Consider the following 20,451-nt stretch of genomic DNA (forward strand, 5'->3'; position numbering starts at 1 on the left):
CGAAGCCCGTCAGGAAAGGCTGATGAAGCTGGCCGCCTGAGCTGCAAAAGCTTGTCCAGACAACCGGAGCCGATACAGTTCGCCTTGCAACCGAAACGTGCATTGATGAAAATTGCGACCTTCGCACCGCGCTACGAGCTCTGGAGGGAGCAAACCACAAACCTAAACACACGACATTAGATTTTATTCCGAGAAATTCTAGTTAAATGTTCGCGCAAAAACTACCGCCATCAGCATTACGTGTAATGCTAGGCTGATGCTTTATAAAATTCATCGAATAAACACAGGCCAATCCTCTTTTTCCAAGCAATATGTCAGTTCCGGCTTGCGGCTCGCTAATAGGTAACTGCATGGTGAGGCGCGAGCGAAGATATTGAACTTTAATTCGCATCTGTGGATAGAAGAAATGAGCAACCTTCCCCCGCTTTCCGCTTTGCATACATTTATCGAGGTAGGTAAATCAGGTAGTATGAAACGGGCTGCTGAATTGCTATGTGTTTCACCAGGTGCGGTTAGTCAGCAAATTAAAGCCCTTGAAGATAGGATGCGAGTACGCCTTTTCGAACGCGCCCATCGAGAGCTTCATCTGTCGGATGCGGGTCGAAGCCTTTTCGAGCAGTTGTCTCGCGCTTTCGAAGAGATACATCATGCATGGGAAAACACTCATGCCCCGACCTCGAGAATAACTAAGCTCACGATTAGCACGACCGCGTCATTTGCGAACTCTTGGCTCGCACCTCGGATAGGGGGCTTCACGAAGCAGTGGCCGAACATAGAAATAAACATCGAAACGAGTCCTCGTCTAATCGATCTTCGGAGAGATTTCGTTGACGTGGCGATACGCCACGGACTGGGTGACTACCCACAGCACGCCGTGACCAAGCTTTGGACCCCGGCGATGGTGCCGGTGTGCTCGCCGGGGCTCCTCGGCTCTGGCCCCGCGGTTTTAGAGCCAGTCGACTGTTTGCAATACCCACTTCTTCAGGATGCGGATCGAGCAGACTGGGCGCTCTGGTTGCGGGCTCAGGGAATCGAAAATGCGTCGGCACGGCGTGGATCCAGTTTTTGCGACGACGCTCTTTTGATCAAGGCGGCCGTTGCTGGCCAAGGTATTGCGCTCGTTTCGGATGTACACGCATCGGCCGAGATTGCTAACGGGCGGTTGGTACGTCTGCTGCGTACGCCATGGCCGACGAATTTTGCATACTATCTCGTCACGAACGAAGATCGATCGGAAGAGTGGAAGATCGCTGCGTTTCGAAAATGGATGTTGGAACAGGTCGCAATGGCTGAGAATGCGGAAGATGCTCGTACCGATACTCCCAATGCTTCCATGAGCGAAAATGACAGTGAATTGTCATCTATCGCTTCGACACCGTCAGTAATATGAGGTGTGTGTGCTCGGAATAAAGTTGGAGATAAGTTGCCTCACTGTCAGATTGAGCATAGTGACTTGAGTATAGATACTCGAGTAAGTACCCTGCTCATTTTCATTGAGTATAGTTTACGCCGGGTATTGAATGGGTAGAACCCGGGACAACGCCGCTACGGCCCGCCCAGAATGGCCCGCGGGCCGGTACACTGGCACCATTTCATGTGTAGGCAGGACCATAACTATGCGACTCATCCAGAATGGCCAGGAGTATCGCGAAGCTCGACAGGCGCTCCTCGATCTGGCTGGACTTGACCCGGCGCCCGGCACGCCGGACGACGACCAGTTGTTCGCACTGGCGAGCGGCGTCGAACGTTACGAGATGAAGCATGTTCTGGGTCTGCCCGCTGGCGCCCGACGTACGATAGTGGCGAAGCATGGCTGGAGCGCTGACGCTTTCAGATCTCACCGGTTTCTGCGGCCGGAATGGGAACGACGGCGGCTGCGGTTCGCGCTGGGCCTACACACTCCGCTGACCCGGGAGGACCTTCAGGTTCTGCAGCGAGTCGTCCCTGTGATTGAGGACGCAGGCAAGCCGTACGCCGTACGGATCGCGGACGTGCCTCAGCCCTTGCAGGATGAACTGAGGGAGTGGTGGCGGATGTGGTGCTTGCCGTTGTTCGACCCGGATGGCTGCGGCGACTGCATTTATGCATGGGACTGGTCGGACTGGCTCAACGGGCGGAATCCGGATCTCCCTTAAATCCCGATCGCCGCGTGACAGTACAGTGGCACCGTCACAGGTAAACTGAAAGCCGCGCGCGACAAATGGAGCACATTGAAGAGCTTCTCGCCAAGGGAAAATTGACGGAGGATCTTCCATACATGGTGCAACCAACGGGGGAAGAACATCCGCGGACGGATCCCCCACAACTCGCAGACACGGTCGTCGTCATCGATCGACTCCGCATTGGCGAGCATGTCGTACGTTTTGCCGAACTTGTCGAGTGGCTCGGCGAGATGATCGTCTATGTCGAAAAACTGCGATCACTGATGCCCACACGATATACATCGACGCGCGGCCCGCATTGACGACAGGACCGCAAGAGGAAATGAAATGAATCAGCCAGCATTGCCGCCTTGGGGTGCCAAGGACGTCAAAATCGACCACTATGTCATCCGGTTCATGAAGGATTCCGTGGACCGCGAATTCGTCGATGTGGTCGATGAACTGGATCGCGCTGTGCAAACGTTCGTGGGTGCGGTCCATGATGACACGTCGCGCGATCATCAGATGGCGACTGCGCGAGAAGCGATGATCGTCTTTGGTCAGCTCATCCAGCTTTCGACACCGTCCACACGCGGCTTACGGGCACGGCCAGTGCCACTGCGTGTGACGATGGAAGTGGCGCATGCGCTCATGCAATGCTTTGTGACCAAGCTGTCGCCCAAAGACGGCCATCGGTTTAGCGACGAGGCCAGCCAGAAGGCGCTCGGCTTTTACCGCGCCTACGCCGATCACGATCGCACGCAAAGAGCGATATGGGATCTCAAGTTTTACGACTGGGCCCGCCTGAAGAATCTTATTACCGAGGATCCGCACCAGCGCTGGGAAGGCGAACGAGCAGTGACGTTTTCGCGCGACGAGCTTGACGATTTCTTCCGGCACTACGAGGCTCGGATTCTGCAGAACCTGCTCAGCTATGAGCGGAAAAGCTACGAGGGAATCAACTGGGGGATAAAGTTGTCCGACCCGCTTCAGGACGGCGAGAAGTGTGAGTTGATCGCGGCATGGACCCTGCACCCGCGCGAGACCAAAACAGTCGACGAGAATGCGTCTTCTGGCGCGGCCGCGTAGCCCGTGTGCGTCAATCGACAGGCAATTCCCTCCGATCGCCAAGATGTGGCGGGCGCGTACCATTCGGCATGGCCGCTGGCCGCTGGCCGCTGGCCGCTGGCGGCGGTCGGCGGGAGTCATCCCGCTCACCGCGGGACACCAACGCCGACGAGTTCGAGACCCCTTCATGCAGAACCGAAAACCGATCCCGCAGAATTATGTGAAAACCGGCAGAGCTTGGTTCGCACTTCTGCGCGATATGACCGCCGCTGACGCGCTTACGGAATTCCGCGTCGAGGTCAAAGCGTTCGTTACGCGGGCTGAGGGCGAGCTGGAGGTGATCGATGGTTTCGCGAAAGAATCCTGCTCTGATCAACCACACGGATGATTTAGCCTGATCAAGCTAAAAAATAGTGCGCCTTGCTGATTTCATTATGCCAAATGACGTGTCTCGATCCTGTCGTCCGCCGCAGGGCGTGTTCGAAGCCGGCACAGACATGATAAATTTGCGGTCACTCTTTCGGTGCTGAAATCTTCGACGTGCGTCAAGCAGTTTGCCGCCTTGCGAAGCACCGTATTACAGACTATTAGAGCAGGGATTTATTGAGGCGGACGTTGCGCCTATCGGGGATACGACGTGGACGAAAAAACGACCGGATCTTGGCTGATCCACCATACGCAGCGGCTGCAGCGCGCCGAATACCTCCCGGGCTACGATCGGATCTATATCGCCGGAAAAGCTGGAATCCTTCTGTCAGCAATATCAGCCGACAAAGCAAGCGAGCTTTCCCGCGAGCGCGTCAACGCGCTTGCGACCGCTTCGAAAATCACGCCTCTCGAATTGCCGGGCTTGCTGACTAAGCTTCAGGAACGAGAACTCATAGATCAAACGGCTAACGGCGTGAGCGTTCTCGGGGTTACAACTCAGGCCGCGACGCTGATGCATACCGCACGATTGTTCGCGATCAGCGATCCCACACCGATCGAGAACGCTGCACTCGCGCTCGCAGAGGCCGCATCTCAAGCTCCCCTCGACTACAACGAAGCGCTGCAAATCGGGGATGAACACAAACTGACCAAGACGCTTGCGCAGCAAGCGATCAGCGAGTCGAGCGACGTCGGATTCGTTGACGTGGAGTCTCTGTCTGGCGGTCAACAGTTGTTCTTCAATGGCAACTTGTTCCGGCGAGACAACACGGAGAAAATTAAGCGGGTTTTAGACTCCCTTGGCTCCGCGGACCAGAGACTTCTCAACGACGCTACGACGCAGCTGCAACAACGCGGCTGTATCGAAGTCACCGAGATCCGACGGATGCTCGGCGATGCGCTTTTCGAAAAAATCATGTCTGTGGGATTGTTCGACATCAACGTCGTAAGCAACCCGCAGGAGGAAACGGGGTTTGTAACGCTTCCGTCCGCGTTCAGCAAGTTCAGTACCTCTACGGTCGACGACGCTTTCGACTTGGCGAAAGCCTTCGTTAGCTCCATCACCTACGGCATGACGAAAAGTCCAAGTCACAGAGGTCGCATAGATTTTGTCGCAGCGTTAATACGGACATTGATTCGCGGCGAGCCGATCGGCCCGGTTCCCGCAATCGCGCAGGATTACCGAATTCTCGAAGTCAAGGGCGTTGTGCAGGTGAAAGACGGCGCAAAGAACGGGCGGAAAGGGCCAATGATGTGGCTGCTGAAGCGAGAGGTGGGAGAGTTGGCATTGCAAGTGATCATGCAGGGCGATGCCAGCGAGCAATCTCTTGATGCATTACCCAGCGCCGCGGTCTCACGATATCGGGGCCCCGAAGAAAACCAGCAAATCGTGCGCAAAAAGCAGGTCAAAGAGTCGCCGACCGTGACGAATGACATCCTGCGCGTCCTGCGGACCACCGGAGCAAGGTAATGGCAGAAACCCTGGCAAAAGGCGCGATGTTGGAAGAAGCTTTACGCGCGTATTTCATCAAGGCCGGCTATTTTGTCGTTCGTGGCGTCCCGTTCACCTACGAGGGCTTTGACGTCACGGACATAGATTGCTGGCTGTATGGCCGTGCATCATCGGTCTCGCGCGAAATCGCAATCGTAGATATTAAAAACAAGAAAACCCCTCAGGCGATCGAACGGATTTTCTGGTGTGCGGGTCTGCAGCGCGCGATAGGTGCGAATCGAGCCATTGTGGCAACCACTGATAAGCGACAGGAGGTTAAGGACTTCGGTCGGGAATCTAATGTGCTGGTCCTAGATGGAACCTTTCTTGGGAAGCTGGAAAATAAAGGTGCACACCTTGAGCAGCGTCTTTCCGACGAAGAATTCATCGCCGTGATCGGAGAGAATCCACTCGATAAATTCGAAGGAAACTGGAAAGCGCGGATGCGGAAAAACAAAGGCCTGCTCGCCCGCGGGCCGTCATTCGATACATGCATTGAATGGCTAGCCGAGGGGCGTTACTTCGTCGAACAGGCGACTACGCGTCAGACCCAGGCTAACAAAGCCTTGCGATGCCTTTATCTGTTGTGCGCGTTTATCGCGATTGGAGTCGACTACGAGCTGCGCGATCTTTCATTTACTGAATCCGCTGAGCGAAGCAAACTCATCGCGGAAGGCTTCACCTATGGATCGAAGGGCCGGACCGGCCTGAAGAAACTCGTTGATCTATCAATTGGACTGGTTTCCGCCTATGCGAATGAAGGGCGCGCGATCGCGACACAGGTGAAGTCAAAGATCGAGAACAGTCTCGACGAAATCCCGACCTCAATTCTGGGTGACTACTTTTCCCGACGTGACGTCCTCGGATCAATATTTCAGACGGCAAGCGAGTTCGAATCGCTCGCAATGGCTCGAGACTTTAAGCATCACAGCAGCGCGTCCACCGAGGTACGCGCGTTTCTTGGGTGTTTGCTCGATTACTGGGGGATTGATAGAACGCATCTTTCGATCGCTCACCATGCGCACAACGGTGGCTTGCTGGACGCGGAAGCCCGTACCGATCGGTTGATATAGTGTCTGTGGGTCCCGGAGTCCGTCGTCGCGCTCTCCCAACCTGGTGTGCGGTTCGTGAAGGTCACTCACCGGACTTGGCCCGTTAGCCCACCGGAGTGCGCGCACAAAAATAAAACCCGCCGGCTCTCCGAAAATCGGGAGCACGGCGGGCGTGGGTTTAAGCCGGTCAGAATCCTTGCAACAGCAGGTCCATCGCCGCGACAATTTCGTCGTACCGGTCAGCGAGACTGCTGACACCTTGCTTTAACAGCTTGACGGACACGGCGCCCATCGACTGCGTCAGCATCACATACGGCTCGCCGTCGATGTCGACCACCGGATTGAGGCGGGTCGCTGGCCTCTGCAACTCGGCCAGCGGCACCAGCGGGATCACGACCCGGGAGTCGAGGTGGCCCATCGTATCGGCCTGCACATTCAGCAGGTAACCGACATTCAATTTGGATATGAGCTTGCCCTTAAAGAATATGGGGTAATTGCAAGGCTCGGGCAACGCCTACTATCAGCCACTCTCAGCGAGCAAATAGCTCACGGCTCATCGTCGGCCAATCCATATGAGCCGGCGCCGAGACAGGGGACAACCAACCCGGAGATGAGTCTCTGAGTATTCAACGGCCCTGCGTTTGCTAAGCGAAAGTACGTTGCCGCTTTTCGTAGTACAACGGTAAGCGGCCAGCAAACCCGTCTTGACGGATCGGACTAGTCGACGGCCACTGTCGGCTGCCAACGATGCGGCAGCAATGTTGCGATGTCGCTGGCCCTGTGGGTCGGTAGTCGCGTCAAGACGTCCTTCAGATAGGCGTGCGGTTCGTGCCCATTGAGTTGTGCTGAGCGCAACAGGCTCATGATGGCGGCAGCGCGTTGGCCCGCTCGCAGTGAGCCGGCGAACAGCCAGTTGGCCCTGCCGATAGCCCACGGACGTATTTGGTTTTCGACCCAGTTGTTGTCTATGGGCACATGTCCGTCGTCGAGATAGCGCGTCAGCGCTTCCCAGCGTTTAAGGCTGTAATCCAGCGCTTTCGCAGTCGCTGAACCTTCCGAAACCAGCTTGCGCTGCGCCACCATCCATTCATGAAGTGCGTCGCACACCGGTTTGGCCCGGCTCTGTCGAAGCCTGCGGCGCTCTTCAGCTTCCAGTGTCTGCGCCTCGCGCTCGATGTCGTAAAGTGCAGCGAAGAATGGCAGCGCCAATGCGGCGATCTGGCTGCTGTGATTGGCATGCAGATCGAAGAACTTGCGTCTCGCGTGCGCTGCACATCCGATTTCAGTGATTCCCTGCTGGAATCCGGCCTTGTACCCACTGTAGTCGTCGCATACCAGCTTGCCCTGCCAGCCAGCGAGGAACGCGCGGGCATGTTCGCCTGCACGGCTCTCGGCGAAGTCGTAGACCACGGCGCGCAGATCACTGTAATGCGTGGGCGTATACGCCCACAGGTACGCGCGATGTGTTTTACCTTTGCCGGGGCTGAGCATCTGTACCGGCGTCTCATCCGCATGCAGCACACTCTGCTGCAGGATTTCCTGATGGAGTGCGTCGACCAGCGGCTGCAGTTGCACGCCACACGCGCCGACCCAGGCACCGAGTGTCGAGCGCGGTATCGCCAGCCCCGCCCGCGCAAAGATCTGTTCCTGACGATACAGGGGAAGGTGGTCAGCGTACTTGGCAACCAGCACCGAAGCCAGCAGTCCCGTGGTCGGGATGCCCTTGTCGATGACGTGTGCGGGCACCGGCGCCTGAATCAGCGTTTCGCAGTTCCTGCACACCCACTTGCCACGGATATGCCGCTCTACCGTGAACACACCCGGCGTGTAATCCAGTTTCTCGCTGATGTCCTCGCCGATGCGCACACGCTCGCAGCCGCACTGGCATACGGTGCCGTCAGGCTCGTGATGGATTTCTGTACGCGGCAACTGTGCAGGCAGCGATGCGCGTTTCGGCTGCTGACGTGGCTCGTCGACTGGCGTTGCCGGCTGAAGCTGCTCGAACTCCAGTTCGATAGCGGCGAGATCCGCGTCAATCGCCTCATCCAGCAGGTTCATCTGATCGCTGCTGAGCTGTTCGCTGCGCCGGCCGAACTGCTGGCGCCTGAGGATCGAGATCTCGTGGGTCAGCTGGTCGATACGGGTTTGTCGGTACTGCAGTTCCCGTTGCGTCTCGTCGACCTGCCTGGTCTTCTCGTGAATCTCCCGCTCCCTGTCCTCGACCTGGGCAATCAGCTGCGCGGCAAGCGCGCGCAATTGTTCCGGGCTGAGGGCGTTAAGATCGGCGGGCAGGTTCATGCAGACGAGTCTGCCAGAACCTTAGAGACCGGAAAAGCGCCACCGTTTACGTCCTTGCTCGCCTCATACGACGCGGATCACACCGTTCGGACCAATGCGCTGCCACGGCAAACCCACCACCAGACCGGCGAGTTGCTCCTGCGTGAGCGCGTGTTGCTTTGATTCGCTGCCCGCGTGAGGCCAGACGAACTGCCCCTCGTTCAACCGTCGCGCTGCCAGCCAGATCCCGATTCCGTCGTGAACCAGCACCTTCAGGCGATTGGCTCGCCGGTTAGCAAAGAGGTAAGCATGATGCGGATGCGCAGCGCCGAACACCGTGACCACCCTCGCCAGCGCCGTATCGAAGCCCGCCCGCATATCCAGCGGGTCGACTGCCAGCCACACCTCATCAATGCGGATCACGCGAGCCACTCACGCAGCCACGCGGCGCATTGTGCTGTCTCCGACGCCGGCCAGGTGATCGTGATCGACTGGTCGGCGCGACGCACATCAATCCGGATGGCGATCGGTTGAACATGCTTCGTTTCCAGCGCAAGCGATACGAATGCTGGCGCCGTCGCGGAGGGCACCGTTACTTCATCGCCCGTGACCAGCGCCGGCCGCTTACCTTCGGCCTGCTCCACCCAGCGTCTGAGCAGATTCGCGTTCAGCTTGTGATTCAACGCGATCGCGGCAAGCGATACGCCTGGTCCCTGGCAGGCTGACACTACCTGGGCTTTGAACTCCGCGCTATAGCGTCGACGTCGACGCCGGCCAGGCAGCACTTCTTCTTCGATAGTGTTCACGTGTCCACCTATTTAAGTGGACACGATGCTCCCAAGACCTTCAACGCAACTCAAGACGGGATGACCGGGCGCTTACGTACAACGCCGCACGTAGTTCCGCATTTTCATTGGCAAGCTTGGCATTGTGCATTGCATTGCGGAATACTTCGGACTGGCGCACGAGTGAGCGCAAATTGTTGAGATAAGAAATCTGACTGTTGAGGCTCTCATGCCCAAGCGCCTCGGCAAGAGCAAGCGCAACACTGTCTGCCGAGGTATCGAGTCCCAGCTCTCGCCTGGCCGCCAATTCCTTGCGGACAAAATTGTCTGCAAAGGAGTGACGCCCACAATGCAATCCAGAGCGCAGTGGTAGACCGACAGATCTCGCGGCTCGATAAAAGTCCACGGTCACGCCCTTTTCGCTGAGAGGGCTTCCGTCCGCCGAACTGAGAAAAACTTCCCTCGCATCCGATCCTGTCGCTGCAATCAATTCCGCACGCTCTCCATCGATATACCTTACGATTCTGGCTGCCAGGTGGATTGGGACGGGAAACCTGTTTGAATAGCCGTATTTTTGCCGCCTTGGACAGACACTAATGAAATCAGCGGGCGTCGTGCTTCTAGCGGAATCAAAGTCGCCGATGGTCAATGACAAAATCGAAGCGCGACGTAGGCCCACTTCCCATGACAGGTCGAAGATCAGGCAGTTACGCAACGCAATCTCTTCGCTGCAATGCGCATGGAAGTGTTCGTGCAATGCAGACCGATCGCGTTCATCTAAGACATGTGAAGACCGATGTCGGCTGCGTTCCCCGGCATCATGAAAGATCTTCGGGTAATCAGACTGACGTGTTCGCTTGACTGCGGGCATCTGTGATTGCACGAGGGTGCTTATTATCTGGCAGCCGTGCGTGCCTATGATGCGTTTACCTTTTGAGTAGTGCTCTTGAGTTTGCAGCCAGACATAAAACTTATAGATGCAGCGGAGGTCTCCGTTGACCGTTCTTTTATGCGCCTGCTCGTCATCAGATCTGTTCGGAGCTGAACGGGACATCAAGTGCTTGCGAAACTTGAGAAGCGTGTCGTCTGTTGCGTCGATATCGGTCGTTTTCTCCGTTTGCAGAAACGAGTACCATTTTTTTAATGCAAATGCTCTCCCTTCGACCGTTGACGGACAACTTCCCTTATGGTCGACGAGTTCGAGAAGATGGTCAAACGCGGCATCGACTGTACAACCGTCTTCGTCCCAAAGGTGCCAATAGACGACCCCATCCGCGGAACACTCTGATTCAAGATGAAAGGCCATGCCAACCTCCCTTCGCGAGTGCTTTATCGGTCTCTAATATAGGTAAAGTTACGACCGTGCAGACTAGTCGCAAGGTCGACAGGAAAGTGTCCAAAACCTCTGTCGACCCAATCGCAATGAGCCTGACGCGACTATGCATGCATGCTCGAAAGACCCAGCTTGCGTTATTGGCTACCTGATGAGTCAATACTGCCACCAGACTCGCCGGATAGGCTCCAGGTAACTGCTCGATCGTCGCAGCGAAGTTCGCCGACAGATCAGACAGCTCATGCTGATTCACACTGTAAAGATCATCGCGAATCTTGATTAGGTAACTGATCAGCTTGCCGGCGCCTCCGAATCCACCATCCATGCGCACTGGCGGGGAAAGTATTTGGTGCACGAAGCCGATCTGTTTCAATGGTGCCGGTGAGGCGGGAGAAGTCCGATCGAATCGAACCGGATCTCCAACGTGCAAATCGAGCTGGAGTTCATCGCTCCGCGTGCTCCGCCGCTTCAGGAGCGTTTCGTTCATTTCGATGACATGGCTTGTCGTGGGCGCCAGCAGCAGACAAGTGCCTTGTCCCCTAAGTCGTTCAAAGGCGCCAGTTGCTACGGCGATTATATCGCCATCGTCTATATTAATCGTTGACAGTCCACGAGCAGGCGAACTCGCGTTAAATGGCAACACCTCGATGCGACGCTGGGCCGATTCTGCGCAGATCGGTTGTTCACAGAGCGCGCGCTGGTCGATGAACATATCACCTTGAAGATTCGACGCCGAGCATGGGTTCGATAAATCTAAAAGGTAACTGTATCGGGACTGCTCATTCGGCTGGAAGGGACAACAAAGCAGGATGAGCGTGCGTACTTGACCAAGACGAGCCAAGACCGACGCCAGTTGGACAACAGACAATTCCTCCGCACGATCGATCACTACAGTGCCGGGTCCATCGAAAGCAAGAACTGCCTTATGTAACGAACTAATATCGATCACTTCATGCTCCCAACGCAAAGCGGTCTGACGCGCTTCGATGCTCTCTGACGTTGCTATGGCGAGAGGGAGATTTCGAGATTTCAGGCGGAGAAACAATCGTCGCATCTTCGCCATTCCAGCGTGCGTCTCGCTCTCCGCGAAGAGAACTCGGCATTTTCGCCTTCCCGATCTTGTCGATTCACTGAGTCGATTCGACAGACTTCCGGATAGAAATGATTTAAGATATTGATGTGCCAACGATATTTCTCTGACTACTAGCCGCCCGTCGGCTTCGACGAGAACTAAACCGCGGGAAAGCGCTGTGTCGATTGCTACACTGGCAGTTTGTTCATCAGCGTCGCATGTCTTGCGGATGTCCAGAGCGACTGAATCGCGCTTGAGGCTTTCCCGTCCAGGCGCGCGCTCCACAGTTTTTAAGACAAGCGCCACCAGTCTCCTCGGGTCATTTGTAAGAAGTCCAAATGACGACTTTGCTATGCAGTCGGCACACTCGAACCCCATCAAGCCGGTGAGACGATAGGGATCAGCGGCTACCTTGTCAAAGCTCACCGGTCCATAAGCGTCGAAGATTCGAGTCGCCAGAGGCCGGGATACTTGAACTGAGGCGAAGCGGTTTATCTCGCGCACCAGTTGTAGCCGAAGCATCCATTGCCGCGCGATTCGGGCACGCAGGTCGTCGGGGAAAAAAGGGGCTTTTGCCCAATTTGTTGAGCGGGGTAAGCCTTCTTCAAGAAGAACACCGAGGTTTTTTCCGTAGCGATGCCACAGCCAATTGGCCAGATTAAGTCCAATTGGAAAGCAGTGCCGAGTTAGGTAAGGCACAAGCAAAGAGCCGGTCGGTGTCGCCAGTCTACCTCCGCGAACAAGGAATTCGGCACCGGCCACGTCATCTTCGTAAAAATTACCTTCGAGCAACCACACATCGTCCCGCTCAACGTGCCGTAATGGCCACTTGTCCTCCCGGGAGAAGATCGAACGTTGTTCTGTTTCGAACTGGTACCAAACGACATCCTTTACGGACGTTGCGCTAACCAGGAGGGCCTCTGTCGCCATAGTGCTATTGCCGGCATGGGTGGAGGCTGAATTCATTCCCATAGGGACGTCCCTGTGGCAAAGAGGTACTCGTAGGAGGCAAGGAGAACGCGTAGCTGAACTACATTATCCTCGAGTTCAGCGATACGGCGGTGCAGCGTATCGACGTGATTTTTGCCGCGCTTCGTTGTTTTCGCCGTGATTCGAAAACGTTGCTCAAGCTCTAAGAAAAGACGTTTGATTTCACCGTTTGAACCCACAGTAGAGCGGGTAATTCCGACTATCTTGCAAATGCGTGCACGATTTGGCTTACCCCGCCAGAGGGGCACAGGTTCTTGCTTATCGATCCAGGCTGAGAGCCTTGTTGCCGCCTGGCGGGCAATTTCCTGGTTGCTGGTGGTCATCTATCGTCTCCTCGACGAAAGTAGCTTGGCGATTCTCTTGGAGAGTGTAGAGTTCTCGCTACGCAGATCTTCATTGATCTGCATCAGTCCAGATAAAACACGCTTATATTCGTCAGCGTCACCTTCGCACTTCTTCGCGAGTCCATCATACGTGCGGCGTAATTGGATGAATTTCAGGCGTTCTGCACGTACTTCGGACATTTTCACTGCCAACACTGCACGTACGCTTTTCAGTTCGGCGCGGAGGTTGCTCAACTGATCATCCGGCTGAGTACGGGCACTTTCTTCAGCTTGCTGTTGAAGGGCTGCGATGTAAGCGCGGGCCTTTTCTTCAAGCGTAGGACGATCAGCAAGCGTATCGTTGGCGATGGAGCGAATCTGGGGCAGTGCGTTGCGTGTACTTTCGCAGTTTTGGGATGCGTCCCATGCCTTAAACTGCCTGAGGCTTCGCGGGAAAAAATCGTACATCGGTCTTCCCTTGGCATCTACCAGCCGGTGTCCGGTCGATGCCTTGATGACAGGAATCCCGTTGTTCACCCATGCCTCAAGAATATTAAGCTTTCGCTCGATATTGTCCGTTGCATCCTGCTTCGTCTTTTCTGCCTGCTTCACAACTCGCGTGCCCGTCATGGCGCCTCCAGAGCTTCTATGGGGGATCGTTTCGCGATTCTTTTGATACCTTCATTGCCTGAAAATTCTGGTACGCGTCTTCCGCGCTGTTCTGTTGGAGAACAGGCAACGTCAAATCGTTGCGGTCTCGGTTCCACTGGGTTTCCGCGGCATGGAGCTCACCTTGAAACGTCGGATCAGATGCAAAGAACATACATCCGCTGCAAACAACAACTGATGCCAGTTCAGGATGAGGCTGTCCGTTCATTTCACATTTGGGCCGCACGGTATGAACGTTGTCCTTAAGGTGACAGTCGCCGTGGCGCTTCGGTCGTACGCGGTAGCCGCGCTGCGTCAGTGCGCCACAGACTTGCTTCTGCTGCTCCGCCTCGTTAAGTCTTGTGAACGTTATGCTCTTCGATAGACTTCGATGCAGATGCCTTACGAGACGTGGAAATCCGCCCACCATATCGCTACCGTTTGTAATCTTCTTAACCGTGTCGAGCAATTTTTCGGAGCCAGCCTGCTCGATCTGGCGGCCCAAATCACGAAGCTCCTCAATAAGTGAATTCTCCAAATTCGAATTGGCTGCTCCCCTACCCCCAGATCCAAGGGCCAGCTTTCCGTCGATGATGTTAGACAGAACGCCACGCGGAGGATCGGTCACATAGGTTCGCGTCGTGACTAGCGCGAAATGCCGTAGATGCTGACCCAGTGCCCGTATCCGGGGATCAGTGTGTCTGTACATATATATGAGCGCGAACATTCGACGGCCGACGTGAAGATGGAAGTCTGGACAGGCCTCCTGTGGAAAGATCGATGATATAAAAGTGGCCAGGGTTCTGGTGCGCTTATCATCAAGCCCGGCAAAAAAATGGATGTCTTCTTTTATTCCGTCCAGAGTTGGGCGGCCGGCCCAAAAAATGCTCTTCGACCGTTCTGAATATAGGCACTCAGTTGCAGGAACGGTGGCATTCCTAATAGACTCCAAACATTCGATCGCGTGGGCTGTCGTGCGCGTCACGAAGAACGGGTGTCGCGCCTTGTATGTTTTGGCTACGTAGAAGTCTATTTCCCAGACGTCGTCGATTTCGGTGGGCCTCAATGCCATCGTTCTCAGCCCCAGATCTGCGTCGCAGATTTCGGTATGCCTTCGCGCGTTCAGGAATGCGATGACCACGGCGCATGCGCCCTGGCAAGCAGCGATTAGTTCGTCTACTGTTAAGTCGGCTCGCGCAGCCCGCTGATTTGCTGACCATTGCCTTATAGCGCTCCCGGTCAATCGGCTAAGTTCAATGGCGTGAGCGTTTGAACTTAGCCAGTTTTTCCTTTTCTTTCTTGGAATGAGGAGCAATTCGCGCGAGGCATCCTGCAGCAGCGAAACGACATGCGGTGCACACTCGTATATCCAATAGAAGGCGCCTTCCATTAGTTTGACAGTTTCATCGAGTGTAATGGTCTCGGTTCTGCCGCCGCCGGCCTCGGCCATTTGAGACGCGATGTCATGCGGATGCTGATATGGAAGAAAACTAAGTCGGTCAGTTGTCCCGTGCACTAAAGCAAGATCGTTTATCCATCCTAGTATCATGGCAAGCAGGTCTGCGCTCGGTGCGCTTGGCGGCGTCTCCTTGCGTGCTGACCACCTGGTTGCGAACTTGTAGGGAAGCGTTGACTCGAGAATCGAGCGCGTGGATTCTGGTAGCACGCTTTTTGTGCCGATTCCCACGGATCGGCTCCAAAACGGCATCCGGAGAGCATCCACTACGGGTGACGCGTCGACAGGAAGTCGCAAAAAGCGCAATGCGAGTTTATGCTGATCTGCGGTCAGATTTTTTGCGACCATGTCCCACCGACTTTGCAGCGTTAGCGCGATATACCAACCGCCATGTGCCAGTTCACTCAGGAGTTCTTGTAAGTGATCTGGCGTTGCATCCGATAGGTGGTACACGCCTCGCGACCTGAGAAAGTCCAGCGTATTTCGATACACCGCGATGCGCTTCTGAATTGATCTGATATCGGGCGCGAGGTCCCGAGAGCGCTGAAAGGCTAGCTCGGCTAGTGCTACGCAGACTCCCACACGGTCAGCGTCGTCGACCAATCGGCAACCTTGAGGATTGGCAGGGGTTGCGGGGAGCCACAGGCCGTCAATTGGAAGTCGGCGAGGCTTCCCTTTCAGTTTGAATGTCAATGCTCCGGACTCGTACCTGACGTTGACGCCATCGGAAAACCCCGCCTGGATGTCCGGTTGTTCGAGGTTTAGCTTCGCTTTTTTAAGCTGGCCCACAGCCTTTCACCGTACAAGAAATGGCTTGCTCTAACAGACCGGGTTCGGCTTCCCTAGCGAGCTTCAGAACCAAAAGTAAGAAAATGAGGCGCGGAATATGAACGGATGCAAATCGAGTTGGATTTTCTTCCACGAGATGCGCCCAGCGATCACAATAAAAGCGAAATGTCCTGACGGCATCGCAGAGAGACTCTTTAGTGACGACAAGTTGGTAGTGTTTACAGCGACCGAACGCATGACACCAGAGGCCATCGCAGCTCTGGCCCTTGGGGATTGTTGGAGATGGGCTGTCGCACGGATCATCGCACAGACCTCCGTCTCCAGTTGGTACCAGAAGTTCGGTTCGTACAAATTTGATATTTTTGGGCCTAGCGCTTGGCGTTTTTTCGTCTGCAAGGAACTGTAGGGTGTGGTCAAGCTCAAGCTGAAAGCGGAGGATCATTACTTCGTGCATCTTGAACGTGATCGAGCCGTCGAGGTAGTCGCAGGTGGTCTTTAAATCTTTATGTCCGAGTAGTTGCCGCACGGCTTCAATGTCACCTGATTCCAAATACTCGATCTGAGCGTTCGCATCGCGCAACTCCGAGAGTGGCGTGTGCTGGATATCGAACCTGCGCCTAAAAGACTTCTGACGCCCGACACTGATCGGATTGAACGGTGTCTTGTAGTTATCCCTTTGCCACCCAAACCATAGCCTTGTTTCATCCTCCGGCACCAATCCGATTGCCTTTAGTTGATCGAGGTTCCACACAAGCAAAGACAGGGCATCGCGCAGTGCCATGTCATACTGTTCAACCACGAAAACCGGAGTATCGTCATCGGTACGAGTTTTGGCTGCCTGAATGCTTTTGATGTTTGTCGGTGAGGGCTTAAGTCCAGACGTTTCGAGTGTGGCGACGGAAGCGATATTCCATCCACTCCTGGCGAGCAAAAGAATGAACGCAGCGGTCAGTACCGCATTAGGCAGTCGTTGGCGTGCGTAGAACCACGGCGCAAGCGTGGATGACAGGCAATACTGATCCAGCAGAGGCAGCTTAGGGAGGCGATCAGCGCTTGGGACTACCAGCTGCACGCCGTACCCGTTCTTGAACCCGGTTCTTATCGGCGTCATTCGATAAATGGCCAAGAGCGACGCGACATCATTCAAGTCAAGTTTGTGTTGTTTCTTATTGTTAAGGTAGTAGTGGAATTTTTCCCGCGACTCGGGGTATGGGATAGCGGAGGAGTGTTCGAGGTTAATCTCCAATTGACCTTGAAGCCTACAAAGATCGTGATAGTCCTCGAACTCTTTCTCGCACGCTCTGGCATACCCGGTCAGAGTTGTTCGCAATTCGTCGACGGCGAAAACTTCTAGGTCGCGGGTGGGTGTTTCGGGCGGCCATGGTAGCGATGGCTTATGTTGGGGAGTCTTCCTGATCTGTCGTTTCAATCGCTGTGGACAGCGATCCATCAGGTCGGATATCGCTGTACCTTCTTTCGTTCGACCGCCTGGTACTTTGAGAAGGTGGCGAATAGCTGAACAGGCTATGGCCTTCGAATTATTCGCCCATCGGGAACATTCTTGTATGGCGCCTTCGATCGCGATTAGGATCGATATAACCTGTTGGTCGGACAGGTCGCTCATTGGTGCCTGACACAACGCCAACTTTGCGCGCGACAGTAGCGGAATGACTGCCCTGATCCAATGTGCCTTACCGTAATCAATCGGTTGAGAGATGGAGTAGTCGCTTATATAACCAAGAGCTGTCCCTAGCCATGATCGACTTTCAAGCCACGGCGAGTCCAAGGTTACTACCGGCGACCGTGTCTTCACGATCGCACGTTTCATCGTATGGATCCGAAAGGTAGGCATACCTCCCCGCGTTCCGAGCACGGTACGTCAGTTATAGGACACAGTGCATTGAATTGCTTGAGTTTTTTTTGCGTTCGTTCGGTAGGAACGTTTTGAAGCTAGCACTTGGTAGCGGCGATCAGTTGGCAGGCGGCGGGGAAATCCGCTTGCATGGCGGCGCGCGAAATCGTGATGCGGCCAGCTTCGAGCGGCTCGCGCAGCGTTTCGAGCACCATGCGATCGAATTCGGGAAGCTCGTCCAGAAAGAGCACGCCCAGATGCGCGAGCGTGATCTCGCCGGGCTGCGGCGGATTGCGTCCGCCGACAAGTGCCACCGCGCTCGATGAATGGTGCGGCGCGCGAAACGGCCGTTGCCGCCACTGCGACGGCTTGAAGCCGATGCGGCTCGCGGACAGCAGGGCGGCGGAGGCGAGCGCTTCGTCGTCGGTCATGGGCGGCAGCAGGCCAGGCAGGCGTGCCGCCAGCATTGACTTGCCGGCGCCGGGCGGCCCGATCAGCAGCACATGATGGCCGCCGGCCGCCGCGACTTCGAGTGCGCGCCGAGCGGCGCGCTGGCCGATCACGTCGGCCATGTCCGGCGCCGGGGCGGCGGCGTGCTCGTCGAGCTCGGGCGCGGCGACCGGTCTAAGACGCGCGTCCAGCGAGCCGGCGAGATGCGCGCATAGCGACGGCAGATCGGCGGCGCCGAACACGTCGACGCCGGGCACGAGCGCCGCTTCCGCCGCGCTCGCCGCCGGCAGATAAAGCTGTGGTGTGTGGAAGGCCTGTGGGGCAACCTGATCGAGCAGGGCTGGCAACGCGGAACGCGTTTCGGATGAAGTGCCGGAGTCTGCGTCGGCGGCGCCGGAGCTCGCCAGAGCGCCGCGCGCGGTGCCGCATGCCATCGCGAACGCGCCGCGCATCGGCCGCAGCGCGCCGGTCAGCGACAACTCACCGGCGAATTCGCGATGGAGCAGCGAATCGGCCGGAATCTGCCCGCTCGCGGCGAGGATGCCGAGCGCGATCGGCAAATCGAAACGACCGGATTCTTTCGGCAGATCGGCGGGCGCAAGGTTGACGGTGATGCGGCGGACCGGGAAATCGAAACCGCAGTTCTGCAGCGCCGCGCGCACGCGCTCACGGCTCTCGCGCACTTCCAGGTCGGGCAGGCCGACGATCGAAAAGGACGGCAATCCATTGGCGAGGTGAACCTCGACGGTCACTTCGGGCGCGCGGCCAGCGGCCGGCGCGCGGCTGCGCACCACGGCAAGCGACATATTCTCTCCCGTCGGACGGCGCGCTGATGTCGCGCGCGAATCCCCTAAAACGCTGATGACGTCACGGCCCGCTTGCCGGTGATGCGCAGCGCTGTGCAGCCTGAAGGCTGCGAGCAGCGCTTAAGGCGTCTGCGTGAGCGGCAGTTTCTGCTCGAGCTCGGCGACGCGGCGCTCGAGTTCTTCGAGGCGCGCGCGCGTACGCACGAGCACCTGGGTCTGCGTATCGAATTCCTCGCGCGTGACGAGATCGAGCTTCGAGAAGCCCTGGGACAGCATTGCCTTGACGTTGCGCTCGACGTCCTTGGCCGGCGAATTCTTGAACAGATCGCTGATGCGAGCCTGGAAGTCGTTAAAAACGTCGTTAGGTTGTTTCATCGTGTTCCCCTTGGTGCACAAAAAGTGTGCATGTTTCATTGCGCCCGTGCCCCGTTACGGCGAATGGGCGATCCTGGTGCGCGCGGCGGTTGGCTGCCGCGGCCGCGTGAGCGTGTTTGGTGCGTGCCCTCGCGTTCAGAACGTTCGAACACTCTAGCAACGATCCCCCCGCCGCGCCACCGCCCGCCGCGCCGCTGGCCATTCGGACAAGGCCGTTCGGGCGCGCTGCGCCACCCGCGCGACGCGCAGTCTGACACAACATGGCATGGGAGTTGCTGTTACTGCCCCGCGCGCACTGCCAGGGCACTTTTACCGGTAGCGCAGGAGACCGCGGTCACGGGTACGCAACGGGGCAGCAACGGATCAGCAACAACTAGCGAGGATTTCATGAAACTCATTACCGCAATCATCAAGCCGTTCAAGCTGGATGAAGCGCGCGAGGCCCTGTCGGCGATCGGCGTGTCGGGCATCACCGTGACGGAAGTCAAAGGCTTCGGGCGGCAGAAGGGCCACACCGAGCTGTATCGGGGCGCCGAATACGTCGTCGACTTTCTGCCGAAGGTGAAGATCGAAGCGGCGGTATCGGACGACATCGTCGATCAGGCGATCGAGGCGCTCGAGCGCGCCGCCCGTACCGGCAAGATCGGCGACGGCAAGATCTTCGTCACGCCGATCGAGCAGGTGGTTCGGATCCGCACCGGCGAGACCGGCGCGGACGCACTGTAAAAGACCAGAGCATAGCGACACGGATAGCGACAAGAGGAAAACCAAGATGCGCAAACTATTGATGTCCCTGCTGATGGCCGGCTCGCTGCTCGCGAGTGGTGTCGGCACCGCCCTCGCGGACGATGCGTCCGCTCCTGCAGCCGCCTCCGCTCCCGATACGACGGCGAGCGCGGCCGCACCGGACGCCTCCGCCGCAGCCGCTGCGCCGGCTGCCTCGGCTCCCGCCGCCGACGCGTCCGCCGCGCCGGCCGCAAGCGCACCGGCCGCCGCCGACGCATCGGCCGCCACGGCTGCCGCCGCACCGGCCGCGCCGACCGCACCGTTCTCGGTCGATTCATCGAAGATCAACTCCGGCGACACCGCGTGGATGCTGACCTCGACCGCGCTGGT

The 20,451-nt window shown here is 56.8% G+C and carries 19 protein-coding genes and 2 pseudogenes; 9 read left to right on the top strand and 12 right to left on the bottom strand.

Annotated elements, in window-relative coordinates:
• Positions 1-406 precede the first annotated feature (406 nt).
• From EVC45_RS40230 to EVC45_RS40260, 7 genes are all read left to right on the top strand, one after another.
• On the top strand, positions 407-1,390 hold the full coding sequence (locus EVC45_RS40230; protein WP_129963678.1) for a LysR substrate-binding domain-containing protein: 984 nt from the start codon (positions 407-409) through the stop codon (positions 1,388-1,390).
• A 226-nt stretch (positions 1,391-1,616) separates the two neighbouring features.
• Positions 1,617-2,135 (top strand): hypothetical protein, encoded by a 519-nt coding sequence (locus EVC45_RS40235; RefSeq protein ID WP_129963679.1) that lies wholly within the window; start codon positions 1,617-1,619, stop codon positions 2,133-2,135.
• 65 nt (positions 2,136-2,200) lie between these two features.
• On the top strand, positions 2,201-2,464 hold the full coding sequence (locus tag EVC45_RS40240; RefSeq protein WP_129963680.1) for a hypothetical protein: 264 nt from the start codon (positions 2,201-2,203) through the stop codon (positions 2,462-2,464).
• A gap of 25 nt (positions 2,465-2,489) precedes the next feature.
• Complete coding sequence (locus EVC45_RS40245; protein WP_129963681.1) at positions 2,490-3,230, top strand: hypothetical protein; 741 nt, start codon at positions 2,490-2,492, stop codon at positions 3,228-3,230.
• A gap of 166 nt (positions 3,231-3,396) precedes the next feature.
• Positions 3,397-3,597 (top strand): hypothetical protein, encoded by a 201-nt coding sequence (locus EVC45_RS40250; protein ID WP_129963682.1) that lies wholly within the window; start codon positions 3,397-3,399, stop codon positions 3,595-3,597.
• Positions 3,598-3,846: 249 nt separating this feature from the next.
• Positions 3,847-5,106, top strand: a complete 1,260-nt coding sequence (locus EVC45_RS40255; protein ID WP_129963683.1) for a hypothetical protein — start codon at positions 3,847-3,849, stop codon at positions 5,104-5,106.
• A complete protein-coding gene (locus EVC45_RS40260; RefSeq protein WP_129963684.1) occupies positions 5,106-6,200 on the top strand; it encodes a hypothetical protein in 1,095 nt (364 codons plus the stop codon). The genes EVC45_RS40255 and EVC45_RS40260 overlap by 1 nt, the downstream gene beginning before the upstream one ends.
• A gap of 166 nt (positions 6,201-6,366) precedes the next feature.
• Here the strand turns inward: EVC45_RS40260 and EVC45_RS40265 are convergent, their stop codons facing one another.
• From EVC45_RS40265 to EVC45_RS40320, 12 genes and pseudogenes are all read right to left on the bottom strand, one after another.
• Entirely contained in the window at positions 6,367-6,690 is a 324-nt protein-coding gene (locus EVC45_RS40265; RefSeq protein WP_211193557.1) for a CcdB family protein, read from the bottom strand.
• 206 nt (positions 6,691-6,896) lie between these two features.
• Positions 6,897-8,477 (bottom strand): IS66 family transposase, encoded by a 1,581-nt coding sequence (locus EVC45_RS40270; RefSeq protein WP_129963685.1) that lies wholly within the window; start codon positions 8,475-8,477, stop codon positions 6,897-6,899.
• Between the two features lie 63 nt (positions 8,478-8,540).
• Complete coding sequence (gene tnpB / locus EVC45_RS40275) at positions 8,541-8,888, bottom strand: IS66 family insertion sequence element accessory protein TnpB (RefSeq protein ID WP_136624685.1); 348 nt, start codon at positions 8,886-8,888, stop codon at positions 8,541-8,543.
• Entirely contained in the window at positions 8,876-9,262 is a 387-nt protein-coding gene (locus tag EVC45_RS40280; RefSeq protein WP_168991637.1) for a transposase, read from the bottom strand. Before EVC45_RS40280 ends, tnpB begins: the two co-directional genes overlap by 13 nt.
• Before the next feature lie 40 nt (positions 9,263-9,302).
• Entirely contained in the window at positions 9,303-10,547 is a 1,245-nt protein-coding gene (locus EVC45_RS40285) for a site-specific integrase (RefSeq protein WP_129963687.1), read from the bottom strand.
• Entirely contained in the window at positions 10,531-12,618 is a 2,088-nt protein-coding gene (locus EVC45_RS40290) for a helix-hairpin-helix domain-containing protein (protein WP_129963688.1), read from the bottom strand. Before EVC45_RS40290 ends, EVC45_RS40285 begins: the two co-directional genes overlap by 17 nt.
• A complete protein-coding gene (locus EVC45_RS40295; RefSeq protein WP_129963689.1) occupies positions 12,609-12,959 on the bottom strand; it encodes a hypothetical protein in 351 nt (116 codons plus the stop codon). Before EVC45_RS40295 ends, EVC45_RS40290 begins: the two co-directional genes overlap by 10 nt.
• Positions 12,960-13,589 carry a hypothetical protein gene (locus tag EVC45_RS40300; protein ID WP_129963690.1) on the bottom strand — a complete coding sequence of 210 codons (630 nt, stop codon included), beginning with the start codon at positions 13,587-13,589 and terminating at the stop codon, positions 12,960-12,962.
• Between the two features lie 16 nt (positions 13,590-13,605).
• Positions 13,606-15,852 carry a hypothetical protein gene (locus EVC45_RS40305; protein ID WP_129963691.1) on the bottom strand — a complete coding sequence of 749 codons (2,247 nt, stop codon included), beginning with the start codon at positions 15,850-15,852 and terminating at the stop codon, positions 13,606-13,608.
• Positions 15,839-17,680: a hypothetical protein gene (locus EVC45_RS40310; protein WP_129963692.1), complete on the bottom strand. Its 1,842-nt coding sequence runs from the start codon at positions 17,678-17,680 to the stop codon at positions 15,839-15,841. Before EVC45_RS40310 ends, EVC45_RS40305 begins: the two co-directional genes overlap by 14 nt.
• A gap of 134 nt (positions 17,681-17,814) precedes the next feature.
• A pseudogene (locus EVC45_RS40315) lies at positions 17,815-18,960 on the bottom strand (YifB family Mg chelatase-like AAA ATPase); the annotation flags it as partial.
• A 120-nt stretch (positions 18,961-19,080) separates the two neighbouring features.
• Entirely contained in the window at positions 19,081-19,335 is a 255-nt protein-coding gene (locus EVC45_RS40320; protein ID WP_129963693.1) for an accessory factor UbiK family protein, read from the bottom strand.
• Positions 19,336-19,722: 387 nt separating this feature from the next.
• On the opposite strand from EVC45_RS40320, the gene EVC45_RS40330 reads away from it, so the two are divergent.
• Positions 19,723-20,061, top strand: a complete 339-nt coding sequence (locus tag EVC45_RS40330) for a P-II family nitrogen regulator (protein WP_013088261.1) — start codon at positions 19,723-19,725, stop codon at positions 20,059-20,061.
• 46 nt (positions 20,062-20,107) lie between these two features.
• A pseudogene (locus EVC45_RS40335) lies at positions 20,108-20,451 on the top strand (ammonia channel protein); the annotation flags it as partial.

The sequence above is a fragment of the Paraburkholderia sp. UYCP14C genome (assembly GCF_004197395.1).
Taxonomy (GTDB): domain Bacteria; phylum Pseudomonadota; class Gammaproteobacteria; order Burkholderiales; family Burkholderiaceae; genus Paraburkholderia.

Excerpts from the sequence above, each read along its gene's own strand:
- EVC45_RS40310 (WP_129963692.1), bottom strand. The coding sequence starts at position 17,680 with ATGAAACGTGCGATCGTGAAGACACGGTCGCCGGTAGTAACCTTGGAC.
- EVC45_RS40245 (WP_129963681.1), top strand. The coding sequence starts at position 2,490 with ATGAATCAGCCAGCATTGCCGCCTTGGGGTGCCAAGGACGTCAAAATC.
- EVC45_RS40240 (WP_129963680.1), top strand. The coding sequence starts at position 2,201 with ATGGAGCACATTGAAGAGCTTCTCGCCAAGGGAAAATTGACGGAGGAT.
- EVC45_RS40270 (WP_129963685.1), bottom strand. The coding sequence starts at position 8,477 with ATGAACCTGCCCGCCGATCTTAACGCCCTCAGCCCGGAACAATTGCGC.
- EVC45_RS40330 (WP_013088261.1), top strand. The coding sequence starts at position 19,723 with ATGAAACTCATTACCGCAATCATCAAGCCGTTCAAGCTGGATGAAGCG.
- EVC45_RS40320 (WP_129963693.1), bottom strand. The coding sequence starts at position 19,335 with ATGAAACAACCTAACGACGTTTTTAACGACTTCCAGGCTCGCATCAGC.
- EVC45_RS40300 (WP_129963690.1), bottom strand. The coding sequence starts at position 13,589 with ATGACGGGCACGCGAGTTGTGAAGCAGGCAGAAAAGACGAAGCAGGAT.
- EVC45_RS40285 (WP_129963687.1), bottom strand. The coding sequence starts at position 10,547 with ATGGCCTTTCATCTTGAATCAGAGTGTTCCGCGGATGGGGTCGTCTAT.
- EVC45_RS40260 (WP_129963684.1), top strand. The coding sequence starts at position 5,106 with ATGGCAGAAACCCTGGCAAAAGGCGCGATGTTGGAAGAAGCTTTACGC.
- EVC45_RS40235 (WP_129963679.1), top strand. The coding sequence starts at position 1,617 with ATGCGACTCATCCAGAATGGCCAGGAGTATCGCGAAGCTCGACAGGCG.
- EVC45_RS40295 (WP_129963689.1), bottom strand. The coding sequence starts at position 12,959 with ATGACCACCAGCAACCAGGAAATTGCCCGCCAGGCGGCAACAAGGCTC.
- EVC45_RS40290 (WP_129963688.1), bottom strand. The coding sequence starts at position 12,618 with ATGGGAATGAATTCAGCCTCCACCCATGCCGGCAATAGCACTATGGCG.
- EVC45_RS40230 (WP_129963678.1), top strand. The coding sequence starts at position 407 with ATGAGCAACCTTCCCCCGCTTTCCGCTTTGCATACATTTATCGAGGTA.
- EVC45_RS40250 (WP_129963682.1), top strand. The coding sequence starts at position 3,397 with ATGCAGAACCGAAAACCGATCCCGCAGAATTATGTGAAAACCGGCAGA.